Genomic DNA, 22,089 nt, shown 5'->3' on the forward strand with positions numbered 1-22,089 from the left:
GAACAAAAGACAATCGTGATGAAACATTTATTCAAGGCAGCTGTAAAATGGACTTTTAAACCAAAAGGAGAAGATGCAACAAAAAGATTTTACAGCAAAAGCCATCAGATTACCATAGAAGGGAAACCGGTTTTAAATGTTTCGGCTGCCAAAGCTTTTAAAGGAGATCCTGAATTGTATAATCCCGAAGATTTATTGCTGAGCAGTCTCGTTTCCTGTCACATGATGTCCTATCTGTATGTATGTTCTCAAAACGGAATAGAAGTTCTGGAATATTCAGATCATGCAGAAGCAACCCTTGAAGTTTCTCCTGATGGAAGCGGGCGCTTTGTTGCCGTTCATCTCAACCCAAAGGTAAAAATTGCAAACGCGAACCAAATTGAACTGGCCAATGCGCTTCATACCAAGGCCAACCAACTGTGTTTTATTGCCAATTCCTGCAATTTCCCTGTTTCGCATAATGGGAGCTGTGAAGTTTTACCGTCTAAATTTTAGTTTATTCCTAAATTTGAGGATTTATTTTTTATTATATTTTGTAAGAAAAACCATTTATTTCAAGGAAAGTACCATTTGTTACAAATCTAAAAAAAATGCATTTTCTGAACGATACTTTTGTTCCAAAATTTGAAACAAAAATCATTTTAGTAACCGTTTATGAACATTTTTTTAAAAATAAAAACAATGAAAAAAATTATAAGTTTAAGTCTCATCCTTTTGGTTTTCGTATTATCCTGCTCTCATGAGGAAGATAAATCAAGTGAAAATAAACCTGTTGTAGTTGAAGAAACTAATGGAAAGGATGCGAGTGTATTGAGTGGTTATTCTTCTTTTGAGGTAGATGTAACAGGAGCACCTTATACCATCACTGATATATCGGATAACACTTACAGGAAATCTAATGGTAATTATGGCTTTACACCGTTTATAGATTTTGAAATAAATGACGACAACACGATAGACGTCTTATGGTTGGATAAAAAAGCTACAACAAATGCCGGGCGCAATATTACCAGGATATCTCTTCTGAACAAAAATGTGGTAGAGAACATCACCATTCCCAATATTTGTAATGCAAAAGGCAGTAGGTTTTTAGGTTTTTGCAGTTTAAAAAATGATGATTTTGTTATCGGGTATTCTACAAAACAAAATCCTTCAGATCAGATTGATTCTAATGCGGTATATACCCGATTTGATAAGGTTGGCAAGGTTAAATTTACTACTACCGCTTTTGGAGCAAAAGAGAAGAAATATAATCCGGGACAAGCAAGTTCCAGTAATGTTAGATACAATAAGCAAGCAGATGCTCTGGGGATATATTTAGGTCATAATGAGAATGGACATCAAGCTGGATGGATAGGTTTTATAAATGCTTCAAATGGAAATTTGTTAAAAGACAGTAAAAGTGCTACTCTTGGAAATGGCTGGTATTATTCTCATAATTTTGATCAAAGAATATTAGTGTCTTCTGATAATAAATTTTATACTTTAGCTCATGGTGATGCCTATTCAAGAGCCCTGGAAATAGCAAAATGGTCTTCTGATAAAGGGAAAGAAGGAAATTCATTAAAGTACTATGATAATATTCCCGGTGCAACAGGAGATAATGCTACAAATACAAGAACAGGAAACTTTATAGAATTGCCTAATGGTAATGTAGCTATTGTATACTGTACAGAGAATTCAAGAACCAAAAGAGATCTTAAAATTGTTATTGTTAGCGGTATCACATCTGGTACACCTACTGTGTTAAAAGAAACATGGATTACCAATAATACAGTAAATCTTGTAGGATGGGGAATGAATCTTTCCTTGTTTGGAGAGAATAAAATTCTTGTAGGATGGAATGAATTTAAAGATGGTGTAAACCCTGTAGGTTCCCGATTCGTGATCGCCGATTTTGGAGGTAATATTGTAAGTAAAATAGAAGAATCTACAGAGACGATAATGAATCATAATCAAGCTATGAAAGTAACAAAAGATGGTAAAAAAGTAGTATTTGTTTCTGCAGGAGCCGGGTATAAATTGAAAGTGAATACAATCGATATCAAATAAATTTCTTTTTAAAAATAAAATTAAGAGAAAGCGTTGTAACTATTTGCAGCGCTTTTTTATGTCGAAAATATCGTGTTTCATTAAGAATCACTAGTGCACTTTGCGTCAACCTTTGCGGTTAAAAAAACAGTACACGGATTGTACGGATTCGTTTCACGAAAACACGGATCAGCACGGATTTTTTTATTATTGGTTAAATTCTGAGAAATCCGTTTTTATCAGCGTTTTCGCAAAGCGAATCTGCGTAATCCGCGTTCTTTTTTGTAATGTTAATTTGTACATAGCATTTTGATATTGGTTACCGATAAAAGGTTTCTGCGTTCCTTGCGTAAATCTTTGCGCTCTTTGCGGTTAAAAAAACAACACACAGATTGTACGGATTCGTTTCACGAAAACACGGATCAGCACGGATTTTTTTATTATTGGTTAAATTCTGAGAAATCCGTTTTTATCAGCGTTTTCGCAAAGCGAATCTGCGTAATCCACGTTCTTTTTTGTAATGTTAATTTGTACACAGCATTTTGATATTGGTTACCGATAAAAGGTTTCTGCGTTCTTTGCGTAAATCTTTGCGCTCTTTGCGGTTAAAAAAACAACACACGGATTGTACGGATTCGTTTCACGAAAACACGGATCAGCACGGATTTTTTTATTATTGGTTAAATTCTGAGAAATCCGTTTTTATCAGCGTCTTCGCAAAGCGAATCTGCGTAATCCGCGTTTCTTTTTTTAGTGCTAATTTGTATTTAACATTTCGATACTGGCTTTTTCGATTTCCTGATCGGTAAAAGTATCTAAGGCTTTTGCCAGCATTTTACTGGTTTTGATACAACTGATCATTTTGGTTCGCAGATCGAGATCGTCTCCAATTTCGGTTTTAAGAATCTCTTCGAAAATCTCGGTTAAATAAGCGGGCTGGTCTCTAAATTCTCCTTCCATCCAGAGTGTCGATAGAAATTGAGCTACAGCTGTTATTACGTTATTTTGATCTTTAGGGCTTTGATTTTCTTTTGGCATGGCGTTAAGTTTACGATGATTGATTATGCGAAAAAACGTACTTTTGTTTAAGCCGCAATTAAGCGACAGATAGCGTGGTATCGAAATAAGTAAGATTGTAAACCACTAAGCAAAGCTTGTGTTTCACAATCACCATAAATTCTCAACAATTTTAAATATCTTTGAATTATGAGCACAGCAACAAAACCAAAACATATCGGCAGAAATATTAGCCGAATCAGAGAGCTTAGAGGGATGAAACAAGAAGCATTGGCCATCGCTATTGGTGTAAGCCAGCAATCGGTTTCAAATATTGAAGGAAGCGAAACGGTTGATGAGGAAAAACTGGCGAAAATTGCTGAGGTATTAGGTGTGTCGACTGAAGCAATTAAAAATTATAGTGACGAAACGGTATTGAATGTTATCAATAATACTTTTACTAGTAATGATAGCTCAACACTTAATGCAGTTAATCTTCAGCCCAATTTCAATCCTCTCGATAAAGTAGTTGAACTTTACGAACGTTTAGTACAGGCTGAAAAAGAGAAGGTAGAATATTTAGAAAAATTGTTAAAAGGGAAGTAATTCTTTTTAAAACATATCATTTATATAAAAGAGAGATCTCGTTTGAGACCTCTCTTTTTTTGTTTTAATGTGTCTGTTTGCATTTCAAAGTTTTTGTAACAAAAAATGAATTAAAAATATTTTGTTACAACTTTTGAAACAAAATTGAAATTTTTTAAAAATTGTTACAGCTTTTGAAACAAATTGGAATAAAAAAATAATTTGTTACAGCTTCTTTTTTGAAATGAAATGGCAATCAAGTTTCAATTTTAATTCGATTGATAAAGTTGTAGAACTTTACGAACGCTTGGTTTTGATTGAAAAAAAGAAAGTGAAGTATTTGTAGAAGTTGTTATAACGGAAACAATTTCTTATTAAATAATAGTAAAAGATGTAGGAGTCTCAATCTTCATTTTTATATTATTTTCGGGCAACTTTACTAGCCGAATTTTTAATTTCGAACAGTTTCATTATTTCATTGGCTTTTTCGATCTGATCAGTTCCTTTTAAGGATTGTGCATAGCGGTAATAATACATGGCCTCCGGATCAGCATTCATTTCAATAAGCTGGCCGTAATATTTAGCAGCCGTAACCAGATCACCTTCAAAATAAGCTCTGTCAGCCACTTTTGCAAGCATTTCCGGTGTTTTGTAACCTTTGTCGATTACTTTTTCGTAGGTAGTTACCACATCTACGTTGATGTATTTCTGAGGTTTAGTGGGAGCAATTACCGCGACAGTAACGGGGTTAATGACATTGGTAACCGTTTTAGAAACAGTTTTAGGCTGCAAGTTTTCTTCCGCTATTTTTACCTTTGCTTTTCCATAGATAGGAGTGACAGTTCGGGTGTTGTTCGGACCCAGATAGTAGGTATCGATCATACTTATTTTTGGGACTTCGTATTGGGTAATTCTTTTTCCAAAAGCCATATTAACGGTTTCTTCGACATAATAACCCACAATAACAAGTCCGTCTTTAGGGGTGCCGTCCAATAGTAAAGTTGCGTTTTCGATTGCTGCCGGAGTGGGAGCTGAATGCTGACCAAATGAGTTAAACGAAAAAACAGGCACCATAATGAGTAAAAGTGTTGCATACGTTTTCATGATGTTTAAATTAGTTTGTTGAAAATATCAGAACTTTACTTAAAGGTACTTATAGTTCTTTGGTATATTTTATTTAATCTACCAACGACCTTTTAAAAACGTTAAAACGCTCTTTTGGGTTGCTTAATCCTTCTAAATATTTCTGATTTTAAGGCAGGTTTTTTTGATTTCCTGATCAGTAAAAAGTTTCTGCGTTCCTTGCGTAAATCTTTGTGCTCTTTGCGGTTAAAAAATAGCCCACGGATTGTACGGATTCGTTTCACGAAAACACGGATCAGCACGGATTTTTTTATTATTGGTTAAATTTTGAGAAATCCGTTTTTATCAGCGTCTTCGCAAAGCGAATCTGCGTAATCCGCGTTTCTTTTTTGTAATGCTAATTTGTACACAGCATTTTGATATTGGTTACCGATAAAATGTTTCTGCGTTCCTTGCGTAAATCTTTGCGCTCTTTGCGGTTAAAATAGAAAAGCGCCACAATTTTCATTGCAGCGCTTCTTTATTTTTTAAAACTCTAAGGTAATTATACCCCTAATTTCTTAGCAAGGTCAGAAGGAATTCCTCCTTTGTTTACCATTAAGGCAGTTGTTTTGTATTTCACGAAGTTTTTAGTTACAAACAAGAAACCTTTGTAGTCGTTTGTTTCTCCCCATGAATTTTTAACGATGTAATATTCTTTTCCAGTTTGATCTTTGGCTAAACCAATGATGTGCATTCCGTGATCGTCAGTAGTAGTGTAGTTGTCAAATGCTGTTTGACGCATCTCCGGAGTAATCTCTGGTTCAGCTTTTGGTCCGTTAAACATGTCAGCTTTTTCTTCAGCCGTCATATCGTCGAATTTTTTAGTGGCCACATAAGCTACACCATTTTTCCAGCTAAAGCTTTTCTCACTTACGTCAGTTGCCCATGCTACAGTGTATCCTTTTTTCAAAGCATTGTCGATAACATCTGTCATGTCGTTTACTTTTACGTTGTAAACCTGATCAAATGACCAGTTGTCCGGTACCATCATAGTTGTTTTTTGGTAGTACGGAGAAGTTGTGAAAGATGACATTTCGATATACTCATCAGGATTAATTCCTACTACTTCTTTAGCAAAAGATTGCGGAGTATAGTTTTTTCCTTTGTAAGTAAAGTTATCCGGTGTTTTTCCTAAATAAGAGTCGATAACAGCAGCGTATGCTTTTTGCCAGTTTGGTGTTAATTCTCCGTTTGGATTTTTCACTACAGCAGCCAAAACTCCTTCGATAAGAGCGGCCATTTCGCCAAATTTATTTTTGTCGGTTCCGTAGTTTAATCCTGTGTAAACTTCTCTCGGAACAGTTCCGTATTTTTTATACATATTAATTACATCGTGTAATGCACCACCGTCGCCTAAGCTAACAGCTCCGTGCATACGTACGTAATTGATCCCTTTTTCAACATAAACGTTTCTTGCAGAAAAAATCTGAGACAATTCAACCGGTTGTTTTCCTAAACGAATCATTTCTGATTCTAAGAAAGAGTTGGTCGAATAACTCCAGCAAGTTCCTGATGAACCCTGAGCTTTTACTGAGGTAGTTCCAAGATTAATAACTTCAGTGAATTTAAAGTTTTCTTTACTTTTTTCGCTTGCATTCAGCTTTAGTGAATTCACTAAAATGTCCTGTGCAAAACATCCAGTTGCCCCAACAAAAAATACAGAAGCTGCCAGTACTGATTTGAATGAAAATGTATTCATAATTTATGTTTAAGATTTTGATAAATTAGTCTCTCGTGTTTCTAATTTGTTACAAAACAATTAAATTTTAACTAATAAAACTAACCTGTAATCGTTAATTTTTATAAAATGTTTTTATTAAGCTATATAAACTTACAAAATACGCAAAATGCAAACAGTATCAAACCCTACCAGTTTTTCAACCGGTAGGGTTTGATGTTGATAAAGAATCTGCTAGGTAACCTCTTACTAGTTGCTAAGTCTTGAGGTTTTTTTGCCGTATTAGCATCTGTACCGATTTTAGATTTAGAAGTAGAGAATTCTATTTTTTTGTTAATCCGGGAGGAAATCCTGCCAGGATTTTTTTGACTGATGATGCAATAAACTCTTCCGGATTGTTAGGTTGGCTGTCTATTTTAGCATTACCTATTCCTTGCCATATCAGTTTTTTTGTTTTCGTTGATACAATATCGATGATTAGTGAGCCATCGACATAATCATAGGTGTTGACGATAGTATTGGCACCTCCCATCATGGCACCTCTACCCCAATATCCATACGGACGATACATGCCTCCATAGCCATAGAAGTCAGTGTTCGCCGATACTTCAGTTTTGTTTTTTAAGATTGATATGGCATTGATTTTTAGATCCGGGCTAGCTGTAGTTTCTGTAAAACCTTTACTCAGCATTTCGCTGCGGATGGCTTTTGTAACACGATCAACATTTAATTGACTAATCTGACCTTCCTGTTCTTTTAAGTCGTAAACAGCAAAAGTTTTATACTCGCTGAAATTGGTGTCACGATCGTAATCGGTGGTAACTCGTACAGTTGGAGAACAGCTGTACAGTAAACCCAATAAAAACAGTGGGATTATACGAAGATTCTTTCTTTTAATATTCATCTTGTGATATTTAAATTAATGATTAAATTAGTTTAATTTGAAATTATTAAAATATTGATTAAATCCGGAGTATAGGTAAAGTTGTGTTAAATGAAAATAGTGGTGTTTGTTGTAAGTTGTTGTAATTTAGTCAATTGCTTCTCTATCAAAGATAAACGATTTTATTTAAATGGCATAATGCGAGGTCCTTGCTTTTGATGAAAAGAGGAGAGTATAATCAATTTTACTTATATTTTCGCCCAATGTTTTCTGATATAAATGCCGATGTAATATGAAAATAGTACAATGCAACTGGACGATATTGAATATACAATCGGTATTAAAATGCAGGAATAAAAAAAAGCCACTCGATTATCGAATGGCTTTCTAGTTAACTTTAAGAAGTAAACTATTCTATTTCAGAAACCCTCATGGTGTTTACCATTCCTTTTTCTTTAATTGGCATTGCTGCAAGATTGATTAAATAATCTCCTTTTACAACATATCCTTTTTCTCTTGCGATTTCGTTAACGTCAGTTACAGTATCGTCCGTGCTTTCGTCTTTGTCATAGAAGTAAGATCTTACTCCCCATAACAAATTCAATTGCGTCAGGATTCTTCTGTTTGAAGTAAATACTAAAATATGTGCTGATGGTCTCCAGGCTGAAATCTGGAAAGCAGTATAACCGCTGTTTGTCAAAGTACAAATTGCTTTTGCTTTGATTTCATTAGCCAATAAAGCTGCCTGATGACAAACTGTTTTAGTAACAAAACGTTTTGTTTTAATTTGTGGTGTGTTTTGCGGAACCTGAATAAGCGGAGAGTCTTCAACTGCCTCGCAAATTTGCGTCATTTTTTGAATAACCTGTACCGGATAGTTTCCTGTAGCCGTTTCACCTGACAACATTACTGCATCAGCTCCATCCATTACCGAGTTAGCAACGTCGTTAACTTCAGCTCTTGTAGGCGTTAAACTGGTAATCATTGTTTCCATCATTTGTGTTGCAACGATAACCGGAATTCTTGCCGTTTTTGCTCTGCGGATCAGATCTTTTTGTACTAATGGTACTTCGTGAGCAGGAAGTTCAACCCCTAAATCTCCACGAGCTACCATTAAGGCATCACAATACGCTACAATTTTATCCATGTTCTCAAGAGCTTCCGGCATTTCAATTTTAGCTACAATTGGAATTTTATGTTCTGAATGTTTTGCGATTAATTCTTGAAGATCTTGTAAATCACGAGGTGTTTTTACAAACGAAAGCGCAATCCAGTCTACTTTTTGTTCGATCGCGAAAATCGCATCAGCAATATCTTTTTCTGTTAAAGCCGGTAAAGAAATTTTAGTGTTTGGAAGATTAACTCCTTTTTTAGATTTTAATTCTCCTCCCTGAATTACTTTAGCGGTAACTTCTGTTTTTTTGTCTGTGGTAAGAATTTCGAAGATTAATTTACCGTCATCCAATAAAATACGTTCTCCCGGATTAACATCATTTGGGAAATTTTGATATTTCATGAACACTTTCTGAGCGTTTCCTATGATATCTTCAGCAGTTGTAAAAGTAATAACATCACCATCATTTACTACTGTTCCTTCTTCCATTATTCCAACTCTAAGTTTTGGCCCCTGTAAATCACCTAAGATTGCAGTAGTGTAACCAAACTCTTCATTAAGACCTCTAATAATATTGATTTTATCTTTTACTCCTTCGTAATCAGCATGCGAAAAATTGATTCTAAACACATTAACCCCTGCCTCGATCATATCCTTGATAATCTCCCTCGTACTACATGCAGGCCCAAGTGTAGCAACAATTTTGGTTTTTTTGTTTGTTTTTAGCATTTTTTTTAAAAAATTAGATTGTTTTTTGATTTTATCTTGTCAGTATCTACAGCATAAATTGCTGCAATACTTTCTATTTTGTTTAATTGCTGTTGAATTTCTGAAAAGTCAAGAGCTTCTTCGCTATTGTCTATTTTCAGGAAAAAATCTACTTTTTTGAATTCAGGAAGTAAATGAATTGTTGTTGAAACCTCACTTGTTTCATTGGAAAACAAATCTTGAGAATCATTTTTACTCACTGAAATGATCTCATTTTTATTCTGAATCAGATTCCATGAAACTGCTTTTTCGGAGTCATAATAATAAAATCTCGAAAAATTTGCCTCGCCTTCTTTAGTCTGAGCATGGATCTCGTTTTTGCTCTTACTTAAGTTTATCGGAAGGTTTTTATTGATAAAATAGGCCAATCTGTAATCTTCTAATGAAGTGTGAATTGCCATTAAATAATAATCAATTTCGTCAAATTCGTCTAAATCCAATCTATGAATAGCCATGTCATGAAAAATAAAGTGTAAATATACTATTTCTAACGGAGCATCAATAGTTAAGAAGTGTATGTTTTTGTTAAATTATAAACGAAAACGTTATAGCTTTAAGATAGTTACAAGTGTTTTGTAGCTATTTCTTGTCTATTTTTTCCTGAAATGCAAAATATGCCCTTTGTGAGGCTTTTTCTTCTGCTTTCTTTTTTGAGGTTGCTCTTGCTCTTGCAATGACTTTATCGTCTATGCTTAATTTTACGCCAAACAAACGTTGGCCATCAATACCGTTATCTTCAAAAATGTCGTAATGAAAGATTCTTTTTTCTTTCTGACACCATTCGATAACCAAACTTTTATAGCTAATTACTTTTCCTTCAAGTCGTGCTATATCGACATAAGGAGTGATCACTCTTTTTTGAATAAATTTTTCGCAAAACGAATATCCTTTATCCAGATAAATTGCTCCAATAAGAGATTCAAAAATATTACCATGAATATTTTCGCCAAAATGCTGAATAGGAACTTTGCTTTCTACAAATCGAACGAGATTGAGATCTTTGCCCAATTCATTCAAATGTTCGCGGCTCACAATTTTCGAACGCATTTTGGTAAGGTAACCTTCGTCGCCTTTGGGCGCTTTATTAAACAAATGTGCTGCGATAACGGCACTTAACATTGCGTCTCCTAAAAACTCCAAACGTTCGTAATTAATCGGATGCCCTGACTCGTCTAATTTATTGGAAGAGCGATGTGTAAATGCTTTCTTATAAAAATCGATAGAAACAGGCTGAAATCCAAGTATTTTCTGAATAGTGTCAAAAAAAATCCCGTCTTCTTGAGAACGGGATTTAGAAAATATTTTTTTGATAATATTCATATGCAGAAATTAGTCCACTAATTTTTTAAACAATACGCAAGCATTGTGTCCACCAAAACCAAAAGTGTTACTCATAGCAACATTTACCTCTCTTTTTTGAGGTTTGTTTAAGGTAAGATTCAATGAAGGATCAATGTTCTCATCTACTACAGTATGATTAATCGTTGGAGGTACAATTCCGTGTTGCATAGCCAGAATAGAAGCGATCGCTTCAATAGCTCCGGCAGCACCCAGTAAGTGACCTGTCATTGATTTTGTAGAGTTAATGTTGATTGTTTTTGCATGATCTCCAAAGACTGCACTAATTGCTTTTAATTCCGCAACGTCTCCAAGAGGAGTAGAAGTTCCGTGTGTGTTGATGTGATCAACATCTTCAGGATTCATTCCGGCATCTCTTAAAGTATTTTTCATTACTGCAATAACCCCAATTCCTTCCGGATGTGGTGCTGTTAAGTGGTAAGCATCAGATGACATACCTCCACCGCCAATTTCACAGTAAATTTTTGCTCCTCTTGCTTTTGCATGTTCGTAATCTTCAAGAACTAATGCTCCGGCTCCTTCTCCTAATACAAAACCGTCTCTGGTTCCGTCAAAAGGTCTTGAAGCTGTTTCAGGGCTTTCGTTTCTTGTTGATAAAGCGTGCATAGAGTTAAAACCTCCCATACCTGCAATGGTAATGGCAGCTTCTGAACCACCGGATACAATAACATCACACATTCCTAAACGAATGTAGTTGAAAGCATCAATTAAAGCATTTGCAGAAGAGGCACATGCAGAAACAGTAGTATAATTTGGTCCCATATAACCGTTACGCATCGAAATGTGTGCAGGTGCTATATCGGCAATCATTTTAGGAATAAAAAACGGATTGAATTTTGGTGTTCCGTCTCCTTTAGCATAATAAATTACTTCTTCCTGGAAAGTTTCCAGACCTCCAATTCCTGCTCCCCAGATAACACCAACTCTTGTTTTGTCTATATTATCATTAGTAAGTCCGGCATCTTTAATAGCTTCATCGCTGGCAGCAACTGCATATTGAGCGAATTTATCTAATCTACGAGATTCTTTACGATCCATAAAATCTTCAATATTGAAGTTTTTTACTTCACAGGCAAATTTCGTTTTATGCTTCTCTGTATCATAATATGTGATAGGAGCGGCTCCGCTAACTCCATTCACAAGTGCATTCCAATATTCCTGGATATTATTCCCGATAGGAGTAAGTGCACCTAATCCTGTTACAACAACTCGCCTTAATGCCATAAATATGTATTTTGTACTTTAAACAAATAAAACCCACGCTTTCTTAACTGTACTGTTTACTTAAGAGCCATGGGCATTACAATATAAATATATCTTTTTGATTGAAAATCAATCGAAATTTAATTTTGAGAAAAAATAATAACACCCGATCCTTAAAAATTTCAAATTTTAAAAAACAAATACCAATAACTGGAGTTTGGAATTTCAAAAAATTGGGATTTTTAGAAATCGGGTGCGGTATTATTATTTTTTAGCTTCTTCGATATAAGAAATAGCTTGACCAACAGTAGCAATGTTTTCTGCTTGATCGTCTGGAATTTGAATATCAAATTCTTTTTCGAATTCCATAATAAGCTCAACAGTGTCTAATGAGTCAGCTCCTAAATCATTAGTGAAGCTTGCTTCTGTTACAACTTCGTTTTCGTCAACACCTAATTTGTCTACGATAATCGCTTTTACTCTTGATGCAATGTCTGACATAATCTTTAATTTTAGAATTTAATTTGTTGGCAAAAATAAAAAACTTTATTTTAAAACAACTATTTAGTTTATAAATGTAACACTAATTTATAAAATTAATTTCAAGAAAGACTTTTTAAGACTATTTATTTTCGATTTTTATTCCGTTTTTTGCAGTCTAAAAATAAATTGGATTATGAAAAAAATTATTGTTTTTGCCTCAGGATCAGGAACTAATGCTGAAAACATTATAAAGTATTTTGCGAGAACGAAAATTGCAAAGGTCGTTTCGGTTTTTACAAATAACGCTTCGGCAAAAGTTATAGAAAGAGCAAAAAATCATCAAATTCCAGTCGAAATCTTCTCTAAAAACGAACTTTTAGAGCGAAATGTATTACAAAAAATACAAGAAATAGGCCCGGATCTGATAGTTCTTGCAGGTTTCTTGTTGAAATTTCCAGAGAACATAATAGAACAATATCCAGATCAAATAATAAACATACATCCCGCACTTTTACCTAACTACGGAGGCAAAGGAATGTATGGAATGCACATACACAGGGCTGTAGTGGATAATAAAGAAAAAGAAACCGGAATCTCTATTCATTTTGTAAATGAAAATTATGACGAAGGCGGCATCATTTTTCAGAAAAGTGTGGCCTTAACCGAAGAAGATACCCCGGAAACTGTGGCTGAAAAGATTCATGAGCTCGAACAAAAGTACTTTCCGGAAATTATTTCGAGATTATTAGAGGATTAGACTTTAGATTTCTTTTTTTTAATGCTTAATGTTTTTTAGGTTTTGCTAAATCAAGGAAGTCTAAAAATCATATAGCCCAATAATCTAATAATCTAACAATCCAATAGTCTAAGAAGTCTAACAATCTAAAATCTAAGAAGTCAAAAAAAAAAATGAGTCACGAAGTACATATATATACAGATGGTGCTGCAAAAGGAAATCCCGGAAACGGGGGGTATGGAGTGGTGATGGAATTGGTTGGAACTCCACATAAGAAAGAATTCTATGAAGGGTTTCGCCTTACTACTAATAATCGAATGGAACTTTTGGCTGTAATTGTGGGGCTTGAAAAGCTAAAAAAGCCCAATATGAAGGTTCTGGTAGTTTCAGATTCTAAATATGTTATCGATTCTGTGGTAAAGAAATGGGTCTTTGGTTGGGAGAAAAAAAACTATGTCGGTAAGAAAAACCCGGATTTATGGAAACGCTTCCTGATTATTTACCGCAAACATCAGGTCGATTTTAAATGGATTAAAGGACATAACAATCATCCGCAGAATGAACGCTGTGATGAGTTGGCTGTTATGGCATCGATGCAGAAAAAACTTTCTGTAGACGTTTACTATGAAACCATAGGTTCAAAATCATAAAAAAACGCGTCGAAAATAATTCTTTCGACGCGTTTTTTGTTGTTAAAAGTATTACGTACTGTTTTTACTCTTTGTCCAGGTCTTTTGCTTTGCTGAATCCGGCAAGCAAACCAACTCCTGCCATAATAAAAATAATAGACGGGTATACTGCTGAATCTGACAGCGAAGTATAAGTTGTAATCAGTAAGGCAACGAAAATACCAACACCGCTTCCTATTAATAAAAAGGCAAGGTTCAAAACAAGGACTTTCCAGGTTGGAACGCCTTTTCCGCTTCCTTTTAAAAAGATACTGGCATCAACGCCTTTTTCGATGAGTGCTAAACGCTCTCTGTTTCTGGTTGATAAGATAAGGTAAATGATCCCGAAGATCATTAGAAACAGGCTGATTGGTACTAAAATTTCTGGTCCCATATTTTTTATTGTTTAATTGATTGATACTCCATAGGACGACACCTTTAAATTTTAGGTTACAACTTTAGATAAAAAAAATCAAAAAATAAATTCCAAATTCCAAAACTTGCTGATTATGAGTTAATTTTGGATATCGAAACTTGAAACTTGGAATTTGAGATTTGGAACTTGGAACTTGAAACTTGGAACTTGAAACTTGGAATTTATTTTTTGAGATTTATTTTAAAATTCTTGTAACCTCCAACAACAAACGGTCGTCCTATATAATTATGAGTACAATACCGGATCAACATTATATCGATAAAATTCTGCAGGGTGAGACCAATGCGTTTGCCGTGTTAGTGGATCGCTATAAGAATATGATCTTTACTCTGGCACTTCAAATGGTCAAGAACAGAGAAGAGGCTGAAGAGGTTTCGCAGGATACTTTTATTAAAATTTATAATTCGCTGAGTAAATTTAAAGGAGATTCGAAATTTTCGACCTGGGTTTACAAAGTAGCTTATAATACGTGTCTGGATCGTTTGAAGAAAAATAAAAAAGAAGATCTGAATATTTCAATAGATGAATTTTCGGCACATTTAATTAAGACCATGGACAATGCTTTGAGTGCTTTAGAAGATAAAGAACGAAAGCAAACGATTCAGAACTGTTTGAATTTGCTGCCGGCAGAAGAGAATTTTTTATTGACTTTATTTTATTTCGAAGATCAGAGTTTAGAAGAAATTGGAAAAGTTATGGGAATTACAGCCAATAATGTTAAGGTGAAATTATTCAGAAGCCGACAAAAATTAGCTGTGATATTGAAAAAGAAATTAGAACCCGAAATAGTGTAATGTGATGAAAGAGAGCGATAAAAATATAGAAAATCTTATTGATAAAATGATGAGCGAAACCACTTTAGATTCGCCTTCAATTGATTTTACCTCAAAAGTAATGGCTCAGATTCAGGTAGCTGAAAAGAGTGCAGCCAAAGTGTATAAACCTCTGATTTCTAAATCGACCTGGTTTGTGATCGGCTTAGGTTTGATTGCTTTGATGGTTTACGCAGTATTCTTTGGCGGAACCGACAATAACCTGGAAATTGGAAAATCATATACGGATAAGATTTCGATGCTGTTTTCAGGAATACATTTATCTAAAAATGTTTTATATGCGATTTTAGTGGTTCCTTTTATGGTTTTGATTCAGGTTGGGGTTTTGAAAAATTATTTTGATAAAAAATATCAGGTATAAAACTGGTCTTAGTGTTGTAAATCAGTAAAAGCCTCTAAAGTATTTCGTAAAAATAAATCTTGTATTTTAAATCTGTAAAACATATTTTGACTTCCTAAAATATTATGGTGTAAGTATTTCATTTACAATTGTTTTGTGTTGAAAAACACTCCTGTTTATTTATGAAAATTTTGAGAACCTAAACCGTTGCAATATTGTAACTTATGAAGTATCTTTGCACCCTAATTCGAAATTCATAAAATGAATAAATTATTGATTGTTGGAACGGTTGCTTTCGACGCGATTGAAACTCCTTTCGGAAAAACAGATAAAATATTAGGTGGTGCTGCGACTTACATTGGTTTATCAGCATCTTTTTTCAACCTGCAATCGGCTATTGTTTCTGTAGTTGGAGACGATTTCCCTCAAGAACATTTGGATTTACTAACGTCGAAAAATATTGATATCTCTGGTATCGAAATTGTAAAAGGCGGTAAAACATTTTTCTGGAGCGGTTTATACCACAACGATCTAAATTCCAGAGATACTTTAGTAACAGAACTTAATGTTTTGGCTGATTTTCAACCAAAAGTTCCTCAAAACTATAAAGATGCCGATGTGGTGATGTTAGGAAACTTACACCCATTAGTACAAAGCAGTGTTTTGGATCAGTTAGAGAAAAAACCAAAATTAGTAGTTTTAGATACTATGAACTTCTGGATGGACTGTGCTTTACCTGAATTATTGGAGGTGATCAAACGTGTAGACGTAATCACGATCAACGATGAAGAGGCAAGACAGCTTTCAGGAGAATATTCATTAGTAAAAGCTGCAGCCAAAATTCAGGAATTGGGACCAAAATATGTGGTGATCAAAAAAGGAGAGCACGGTGCGCTTTTATTCCACAACAGAGAAGTATTCTTTGCTCCGGCATTACCATTAGAAGATGTTTTTGATCCAACAGGAGCAGGTGACACTTTTGCTGGTGGTTTCTCAGGATTCATTGCACAAAGTGAAAACATTTCATTTGGCAATATGAAGAATGCGATCATCTACGGTTCAAATTTAGCTTCATTCTGTGTAGAGAAATTTGGAACAGAGAGGATGGAAAGCTTAAGCAAAGCTGAAGTAGCGATTCGATTACAACAGTTTAAGTCGTTAACTCAGTTTGACATAGAAATATAATGCCCAAAAGCCTCGAATAATAACGGGGCTTTTTTATTACGTTTATACACACAACTTACAACAACACAAAATACACAACACAATGAGCGACGCTTTAAAACACGAATGTGGTATAGCTTTGGTTAGACTTCTTAAACCGCTTGAATATTACAAAGAAAAATACGGAACAGCTTTTTACGGGATACAGAAAATGTACCTGATGATGGAAAAGCAGCACAACCGTGGACAAGACGGAGCTGGTTTTGCTAGCATTAAATTAGATGTGGCTCCCGGTGAACGTTATATCAGCAGAGTTCGTTCGAACCATTCACAGCCCATTCAGGATGTTTTCAAGCAAATCAACGAGCGTATTAACGAAGAGATGAGTTCTCATCCTGAATATGCAGACGATGTTGCTAAACAGAAAGCAAACATACCTTATATAGGAGAGTTGTTTCTGGGGCATGTTCGCTACGGAACTTTCGGAAAGAATAGTATTGAAAGTGTACATCCATTCCTGCGTCAAAGCAACTGGATGCACCGTAATTTAATTTTGGCAGGTAACTTTAACATGACCAATGTTAAGGAGCTTTTCGAAAATTTAGTAGAACTGGGGCAGCACCCAAAAGAAATGGCTGACACGGTTACTGTAATGGAGAAAATCGGACACTTCTTAGATAAAGAGGTGATGCAGCTTTATCAGGATTGCAAACTCGAAGGATATTCTAAGAGAGAGGCTTCTCCGGTAATTGCAGACCGATTGGATATAGCTAAAATTTTAGCCCGTTCTGCTAAAAACCTAGACGGAGGATATGCAATGGCCGGATTATTGGGTCATGGTGATGCTTTTGTTTTTAGAGATCCTGCAGGAATCCGTCCGGCATATTACTATCAGGATGATGAAGTGGTAGTTGTGGCTTCTGAAAGGCCGGTTATTCAAACCGTATTTAATGTGCCTTTTGAAAGTGTACAGGAAATCGAACCGGGAAATGCTTTGATCATTAAGAAAAACGGAAAAGTTTCTATGAATCAAATCTTAGAACCAACCGTTAAAAAAGCATGTTCATTTGAAAGAATCTATTTCTCAAGAGGAAGTGACGCTGAAATTTATCAGGAACGTAAAAATTTAGGAAAATTAATTTTACCTGCTGTTTTGGAATCAATTGACAGTGATACTGATAATACGGTGTTTTCTTATATTCCAAATACAGCTGAAACCTCTTTTTATGGTTTAGTTGAAGCGGCTCAGGATTTTTTAAATCAAAGAAAAAACAATTATATTTTAGCCAACAGAAATACGCTTACTGCAGAAACGTTACAGGAATTATTGGCTGTAAAGATTCGTACAGAGAAAGTGGCGATTAAAGATGCTAAACTAAGAACCTTTATTACAGAAGATAGCAGTCGTGATGATTTAGTTGCTCACGTTTATGATGTTACTTATGGCGTAATTAAGTCAACGGACAACCTGGTTATTATTGATGATAGTATTGTTCGTGGTACTACTTTAAAAATGAGTATCATAAAGATGATGGATCGTTTGAAACCTAAACGTATCGTAATCGTTTCATCGGCACCACAAATTCGTTATCCTGACTGTTACGGAATCGATATGGCGAAACTGGAAGGTCTGGTAGCTTTTAGAGCGGCTCTGGCTTTGTTGAAAGAACGAAATCTATATCATATTGTTGACGAGGTTTATACGAAATGTAAAGCTCAGGAGAATTATGTAGACACAGATGTTGTAAACTACGTTACGGCAATTTACGATCAGTTTACTCCTGAAGAAATTTCAGATAAAATAGCCGAAATGTTAAGCTCTCCTGAAATTAATGCCGAAGTAAAAATTATTTTCCAAAAAGTAGAAGATTTGCATATTGCTTGTCCGAAAAATCTAGGAGATTGGTACTTTACAGGGGATTACCCAACTCCGGGAGGAAACCGTGTGGTTAACAGAGCTTTCATGAATTTTTACGAAGGAAAAGACGCGAGAGCGTATTAATAAAATACTAACAAAAGGTTAAATTGTGTAGTTCATCGATTTTTTTTGCCGTTCGTCTTATTTGTTTGGTGAAATTGGAAAGCTACAATACTTTTGAAATACCATAACATTAGTAGGTTAAGTTTATGGTAGATTTGGGGCAAAAAGGGTGGAAGTAATTCCACCTTTTTTATTGGAATAAACTCAAGTATTTCTAAAGTAAGACATTACATTCACTTTATCGGATATATTTGCCATTCGTCTAGAAAGTTTTTTTCATTCGAATAGCTGCCATACCTTTACAGAACCATAACATTAGTAGGTTAAGTTTATGGTAGATTTGGGGCAAAAAAGGTGGAAGTGATTCCGCCTTTTTTATTGGGTTAAAGTCTGATAATTCTTCCCGGATCTTAAGCGGTTTCTTCTCTTTAAAGAGGTGTAAGGTTTTAACAATCGGACAATTGCATTCTAAAATTGATTTCACTCAGAATTAAGTCAAACAATAAGACGCGTTAATTTTTACATATTTTATTTTTTGTAATTTTTTTATTACCCTTTCTTGAGGTATATTAGGGCTCAATTAGAAGCGCAGTGCTTCTGGTGTAAATAATAGGGAAGAAATAAGATTAACTCGAAAAACAAATGAATCAGGGACTTAATGAACCTTTTGAGGCAGATAGTGGAAATTCAAAGGGTGTAGCTCTAAAAGTAAAAAGCGGAGTCAAACATTTGCTTGTCCGGATTGTAATTTTGGCTATTATTGCGGGAGGACCACTCGTGCTATTGTCGCTTCCTGATTTGAGCAATAGAAGTGAGTTTGAATTTCTGTTGCTTAGTATATTTGCTCCGATAGTATGGTTTGTCTATATGTTTATTGAAACCATAGCTTTGCAAATGAAGAAAGAGGAAGAATTGCGTAATATTATTTGGGATTGTTTTTTATGGCACTGCTGATCTACATGCTGATTATATCCAGTATTATGTAAATTAAAGTGTTCAACGGAAAATTAAACGATAAAAAAAGACGAATAACCATTAGGTCATTCGTCTTTTCTCTTTATTCTTTACTCTATTCTCTTATTTTTCTAAAGCAAATCTTCTTGCAACTTCAGTCCAGTTAATTACATTGAAAAAAGCTTCGATATAATCAGGTCTTCTGTTTTGGTAGTTTAGGTAGTAAGCGTGCTCCCAAACGTCCATTCCTAAAATTGGAGTTCCATCACAACCTACTTCCGGCATTAATGGATTGTCTTGATTTGGAGTTCCGCAAACGTCTAATTTACCACCTTTTTGTACGCATAACCAAGCCCATCCTGAACCAAATTGTGTAGCACCGGCTTTAGCAAATTTTGCTTTAAATTCTTCAAAAGTTCCAAAAGAAGCTTCGATAGCAGCTAATAAATCACCTGTTGGTAATCCGCCACCATTTGGAGACATTACAGTCCAGAATAAATTGTGGTTGTAAAAACCTCCACCATTATTACGAACTGCTGCATTTGATTTATCTAGATTGATTAAGATGTTTTCGATAGTTTTACCTTCTAAATCTGTTCCGGCGATTGCTGCATTAAGATTTGTTGTGTAAGCATTATGATGTTTTGAATGGTGAATTTCCATTGTACGGGCATCAATATGTGGTTCTAATGCATCATATGCATAAGGTAATTGAGGTAATTCAAAAGCCATGATATTATGATTTTATGATTTATAATTATTTATTCCAAATTTAGACATTTAACTTTGGAATTGGAAATACTATTTCGTTATTATTCCATTTAATTAATTGATAATTCGTTTTTCGGAATGCTAACGGATTGTAAATCTTTATTTTCCGTTGAAAGTAGTCATCGTGTTTTCTAAGCCGGCGGTACCAAAAGATTTAATGATCTCTGAAGCGACTTCTAAACGTTCGGGCAATTTTGCTTTTTCGTCTTCGTCCCAATCTCCTAAAACGTAGTCTACCTGTTGCCCTTTTTTGAATTGATCGCTGATTCCAAATCTAAAGCGGGTATATTGTTGAGTATTTAAAACTAGATTGATGTTTTTGAGTCCGTTATGTCCTCCGTCACTGCCTTTTGGTTTGATGCGGATAGTTCCAAAAGAGAGGTTTAGATCGTCGGTAATTATCAGGATATTTTCTAATGGAATGTTTTCTTTGTCCATCCAGTACTTTACGGCTTTACCGCTCAGGTTCATGTAGGTGTTTGGTTTGAGCAGAAAAAAAGTTCTTCCTTTAAATTTATATTCGGCCAAAGCGCCCAGTTTTACGGTTTCGAATGAAAGATCTTCTTTTTTGGCTAAAAAATCAAGTACTTTAAAGCCTATGTTGTGTCGTGTATTTACGTATTCGGCACCAATATTGCCTAATCCAACGATTAAATATTTTTTCATATAATCAGTGTTCTCTTCTTTTTGGGTTGATGAAAACAGTTTTGTTATCCATTTTATCATGATACAAAAATAGGGTTAATTAGAGAATGTGCCAATTTGTTAATTAGATAATTTGCTTTTAGCGGCAAAGAATGACAGGCTGATGACGCAGATTTGAACGGATTTACACGGATTATTTTTTATCATTTTTAGATTGTTTAAAAACCTTTGCGCCTTTGTACCTCTGAACCTTTGCGCCTCTTGTCTGATGAAAAACGAAACTTCTGGCTAGCCCTGACAGAAGCGGTATCCTTTTTAGCCGCTTTTTTTTGCGGATAAAAAGATATGGCGGATGGCAGGAGTGTCGCGTTTTATGAAAATGGAATTATCTGCTTCTAAGAAAAAAAAACAGATAATTAGAGAATTAGCTTTAAGGGGCTTCGACTTCGCTCAGCCGGACACACTTAATATCTGTCTAACGTGTCGGACTGAGTGGAGTCGAAGCCGTCCTGTAGTAAAAAATCTTAGAACCTTAGTATCTCAGTATCTCAGAACCTCAAAAAAAAAGCACCAACCTTTCGATTGATGCTTTGTATTTTGAATTGAAAAAAAATTATTTTTTCTTTCCTTTTGCAGGAGCTTTTGCAGCTTTTGCAGCCTCTTGAGCAGCTTTCATAGCAGCACGAGAGATTCTTACCTGACAAACTACAGTGTTGTCCGGGTGCATAACTTTGTACTCTGGTTTTCCAACTTTAGTAACATATAATTTGTTACCCATTTCAAGTGGAGTAATGTCAGCTTCAACAAAATCAGGAAGATTTTTAGGTAAAGCTTTAACTTTTAATTTACGTTGGTTTAAACGTAAAACACCACCTGCAAGAACACCTTTAGATGTACCAACGATTTTCACAGGAACTTCCATTGTGATTTCTTTATCATCAAATAATTGGAAGAAGTCAATGTGTAAAATTTTGTCAGAAACAGGGTGAACCTGAATGTCTTGTAAAACTGCTGTAAATGATTTTCCTTTTCCAAGCTCAATCACAACTGTGTGTGCGTTTGGAGTGTAAACCAAGTTTTTGAACGCTGCAGCGTCTGCTGAGAAGTGTACTGCTTGATTTCCTCCGTATAACACGCAAGGAACCGCTCCAGCATTACGTAAGGCTTTAGTTGACACTTTGCCCACGCTTTCTCTTTCTGATCCTTTAATTGTAATCGATTTCATTGTAAAAAAAATATAGTTATTAATAAATATTCTATGTTGCTATAAGCTTTAAGCTGTAGGCTTTAAGCTTTTTATAAAGTAACTATTGGAGTGCTTACGGCTTATTGCTTA

General features: G+C 34.9%; 23 protein-coding genes. 10 read left to right on the forward strand and 13 right to left on the reverse strand.

The features are described from left to right. The first annotated feature begins 18 nt into the window (after positions 1-18). Complete coding sequence (locus OLM58_RS07875) at positions 19-495, forward strand: OsmC family protein (RefSeq protein ID WP_264531858.1); 477 nt, start codon at positions 19-21, stop codon at positions 493-495. 186 nt (positions 496-681) lie between these two features. Continuing rightward, positions 682-2,052: a hypothetical protein gene (locus OLM58_RS07880; protein ID WP_264531859.1), complete on the forward strand. Its 1,371-nt coding sequence runs from the start codon at positions 682-684 to the stop codon at positions 2,050-2,052. Positions 2,053-2,787: 735 nt separating this feature from the next. Here the strand turns inward: OLM58_RS07880 and OLM58_RS07885 are convergent. Further along, positions 2,788-3,069, reverse strand: a complete 282-nt coding sequence (locus tag OLM58_RS07885) for a hypothetical protein (protein WP_264531860.1) — start codon at positions 3,067-3,069, stop codon at positions 2,788-2,790. 168 nt (positions 3,070-3,237) lie between these two features. Between OLM58_RS07885 and OLM58_RS07890 the strand changes: the two genes are divergently transcribed. Then, positions 3,238-3,633 carry a helix-turn-helix domain-containing protein gene (locus tag OLM58_RS07890; RefSeq protein WP_264531861.1) on the forward strand — a complete coding sequence of 132 codons (396 nt, stop codon included), beginning with the start codon at positions 3,238-3,240 and terminating at the stop codon, positions 3,631-3,633. 399 nt (positions 3,634-4,032) lie between these two features. Here OLM58_RS07890 and OLM58_RS07900 read toward each other — a convergent pair whose 3' ends face one another. The 8 genes from OLM58_RS07900 to OLM58_RS07935 all read right to left on the reverse strand — a co-directional run bounded on the left by OLM58_RS07900 (position 4,033) and on the right by OLM58_RS07935 (position 12,243). Further along, a complete protein-coding gene (locus OLM58_RS07900) occupies positions 4,033-4,716 on the reverse strand; it encodes a hypothetical protein (protein WP_264531862.1) in 684 nt (227 codons plus the stop codon). A 523-nt stretch (positions 4,717-5,239) separates the two neighbouring features. After that, positions 5,240-6,436 carry an aminopeptidase C gene (locus OLM58_RS07905; RefSeq protein WP_017496941.1) on the reverse strand — a complete coding sequence of 399 codons (1,197 nt, stop codon included), beginning with the start codon at positions 6,434-6,436 and terminating at the stop codon, positions 5,240-5,242. A gap of 301 nt (positions 6,437-6,737) precedes the next feature. Continuing rightward, positions 6,738-7,319 (reverse strand): DUF4136 domain-containing protein, encoded by a 582-nt coding sequence (locus OLM58_RS07910; protein WP_264531863.1) that lies wholly within the window; start codon positions 7,317-7,319, stop codon positions 6,738-6,740. Positions 7,320-7,707: 388 nt separating this feature from the next. Next, positions 7,708-9,141 carry a pyruvate kinase gene (gene pyk, locus OLM58_RS07915; protein WP_264531864.1) on the reverse strand — a complete coding sequence of 478 codons (1,434 nt, stop codon included), beginning with the start codon at positions 9,139-9,141 and terminating at the stop codon, positions 7,708-7,710. A 5-nt stretch (positions 9,142-9,146) separates the two neighbouring features. Beyond that, positions 9,147-9,635 (reverse strand): IPExxxVDY family protein, encoded by a 489-nt coding sequence (locus OLM58_RS07920; RefSeq protein ID WP_017496944.1) that lies wholly within the window; start codon positions 9,633-9,635, stop codon positions 9,147-9,149. A 124-nt stretch (positions 9,636-9,759) separates the two neighbouring features. Beyond that, positions 9,760-10,500, reverse strand: coding sequence for a ribonuclease III (rnc, locus tag OLM58_RS07925; RefSeq protein WP_017496945.1), 741 nt, complete (start codon positions 10,498-10,500; stop codon positions 9,760-9,762). 9 nt (positions 10,501-10,509) lie between these two features. Continuing rightward, positions 10,510-11,763, reverse strand: a complete 1,254-nt coding sequence (fabF, locus tag OLM58_RS07930) for a beta-ketoacyl-ACP synthase II (RefSeq protein WP_017496946.1) — start codon at positions 11,761-11,763, stop codon at positions 10,510-10,512. 243 nt (positions 11,764-12,006) lie between these two features. Beyond that, positions 12,007-12,243, reverse strand: coding sequence for an acyl carrier protein (locus OLM58_RS07935; protein ID WP_007137004.1), 237 nt, complete (start codon positions 12,241-12,243; stop codon positions 12,007-12,009). Between the two features lie 175 nt (positions 12,244-12,418). Here OLM58_RS07935 and purN point away from each other — a divergent pair, with 175 nt between their 5' ends. Then, complete coding sequence (gene purN, locus OLM58_RS07940) at positions 12,419-12,982, forward strand: phosphoribosylglycinamide formyltransferase (RefSeq protein WP_089076675.1); 564 nt, start codon at positions 12,419-12,421, stop codon at positions 12,980-12,982. A 152-nt stretch (positions 12,983-13,134) separates the two neighbouring features. Continuing rightward, the gene (rnhA, locus tag OLM58_RS07945) at positions 13,135-13,611 is read left to right on the forward strand and encodes a ribonuclease HI (protein WP_017496949.1); all 477 of its coding nucleotides are present in this window, start codon (positions 13,135-13,137) and stop codon (positions 13,609-13,611) included. 64 nt (positions 13,612-13,675) lie between these two features. On the opposite strand, the gene OLM58_RS07950 is transcribed toward rnhA, so the two are convergent. After that, positions 13,676-14,023 carry a DUF6249 domain-containing protein gene (locus tag OLM58_RS07950; RefSeq protein WP_264531865.1) on the reverse strand — a complete coding sequence of 116 codons (348 nt, stop codon included), beginning with the start codon at positions 14,021-14,023 and terminating at the stop codon, positions 13,676-13,678. A gap of 269 nt (positions 14,024-14,292) precedes the next feature. Here OLM58_RS07950 and OLM58_RS07955 point away from each other — a divergent pair, with 269 nt between their 5' ends. From OLM58_RS07955 to OLM58_RS07975, 5 genes are all read left to right on the forward strand, one after another. Beyond that, the gene (locus OLM58_RS07955) at positions 14,293-14,859 is read left to right on the forward strand and encodes an RNA polymerase sigma factor (RefSeq protein ID WP_264531866.1); all 567 of its coding nucleotides are present in this window, start codon (positions 14,293-14,295) and stop codon (positions 14,857-14,859) included. Positions 14,860-14,863: 4 nt separating this feature from the next. Next, entirely contained in the window at positions 14,864-15,259 is a 396-nt protein-coding gene (locus OLM58_RS07960) for a hypothetical protein (RefSeq protein ID WP_264531867.1), read from the forward strand. Positions 15,260-15,499: 240 nt separating this feature from the next. Continuing rightward, positions 15,500-16,423: a PfkB family carbohydrate kinase gene (locus OLM58_RS07965; RefSeq protein ID WP_264531868.1), complete on the forward strand. Its 924-nt coding sequence runs from the start codon at positions 15,500-15,502 to the stop codon at positions 16,421-16,423. Between the two features lie 82 nt (positions 16,424-16,505). Beyond that, complete coding sequence (locus tag OLM58_RS07970) at positions 16,506-18,404, forward strand: amidophosphoribosyltransferase (protein WP_264531869.1); 1,899 nt, start codon at positions 16,506-16,508, stop codon at positions 18,402-18,404. A 621-nt stretch (positions 18,405-19,025) separates the two neighbouring features. Beyond that, entirely contained in the window at positions 19,026-19,337 is a 312-nt protein-coding gene (locus OLM58_RS07975) for a hypothetical protein (RefSeq protein ID WP_264531870.1), read from the forward strand. A 123-nt stretch (positions 19,338-19,460) separates the two neighbouring features. Here OLM58_RS07975 and OLM58_RS07980 read toward each other — a convergent pair whose 3' ends face one another. The 3 genes from OLM58_RS07980 to OLM58_RS07990 form a co-directional block, all read right to left on the reverse strand. Next, positions 19,461-20,069: a superoxide dismutase gene (locus OLM58_RS07980; protein WP_017494539.1), complete on the reverse strand. Its 609-nt coding sequence runs from the start codon at positions 20,067-20,069 to the stop codon at positions 19,461-19,463. Between the two features lie 138 nt (positions 20,070-20,207). Further along, on the reverse strand, positions 20,208-20,834 hold the full coding sequence (gene pth, locus OLM58_RS07985; protein ID WP_264531871.1) for an aminoacyl-tRNA hydrolase: 627 nt from the start codon (positions 20,832-20,834) through the stop codon (positions 20,208-20,210). 532 nt (positions 20,835-21,366) lie between these two features. After that, positions 21,367-21,978 (reverse strand): 50S ribosomal protein L25/general stress protein Ctc, encoded by a 612-nt coding sequence (locus OLM58_RS07990; RefSeq protein WP_017494541.1) that lies wholly within the window; start codon positions 21,976-21,978, stop codon positions 21,367-21,369. Positions 21,979-22,089: the final 111 nt, after the last annotated feature.

The organism is Flavobacterium sp. N502540 (assembly GCF_025947365.1).
GTDB lineage: Bacteria > Bacteroidota > Bacteroidia > Flavobacteriales > Flavobacteriaceae > Flavobacterium.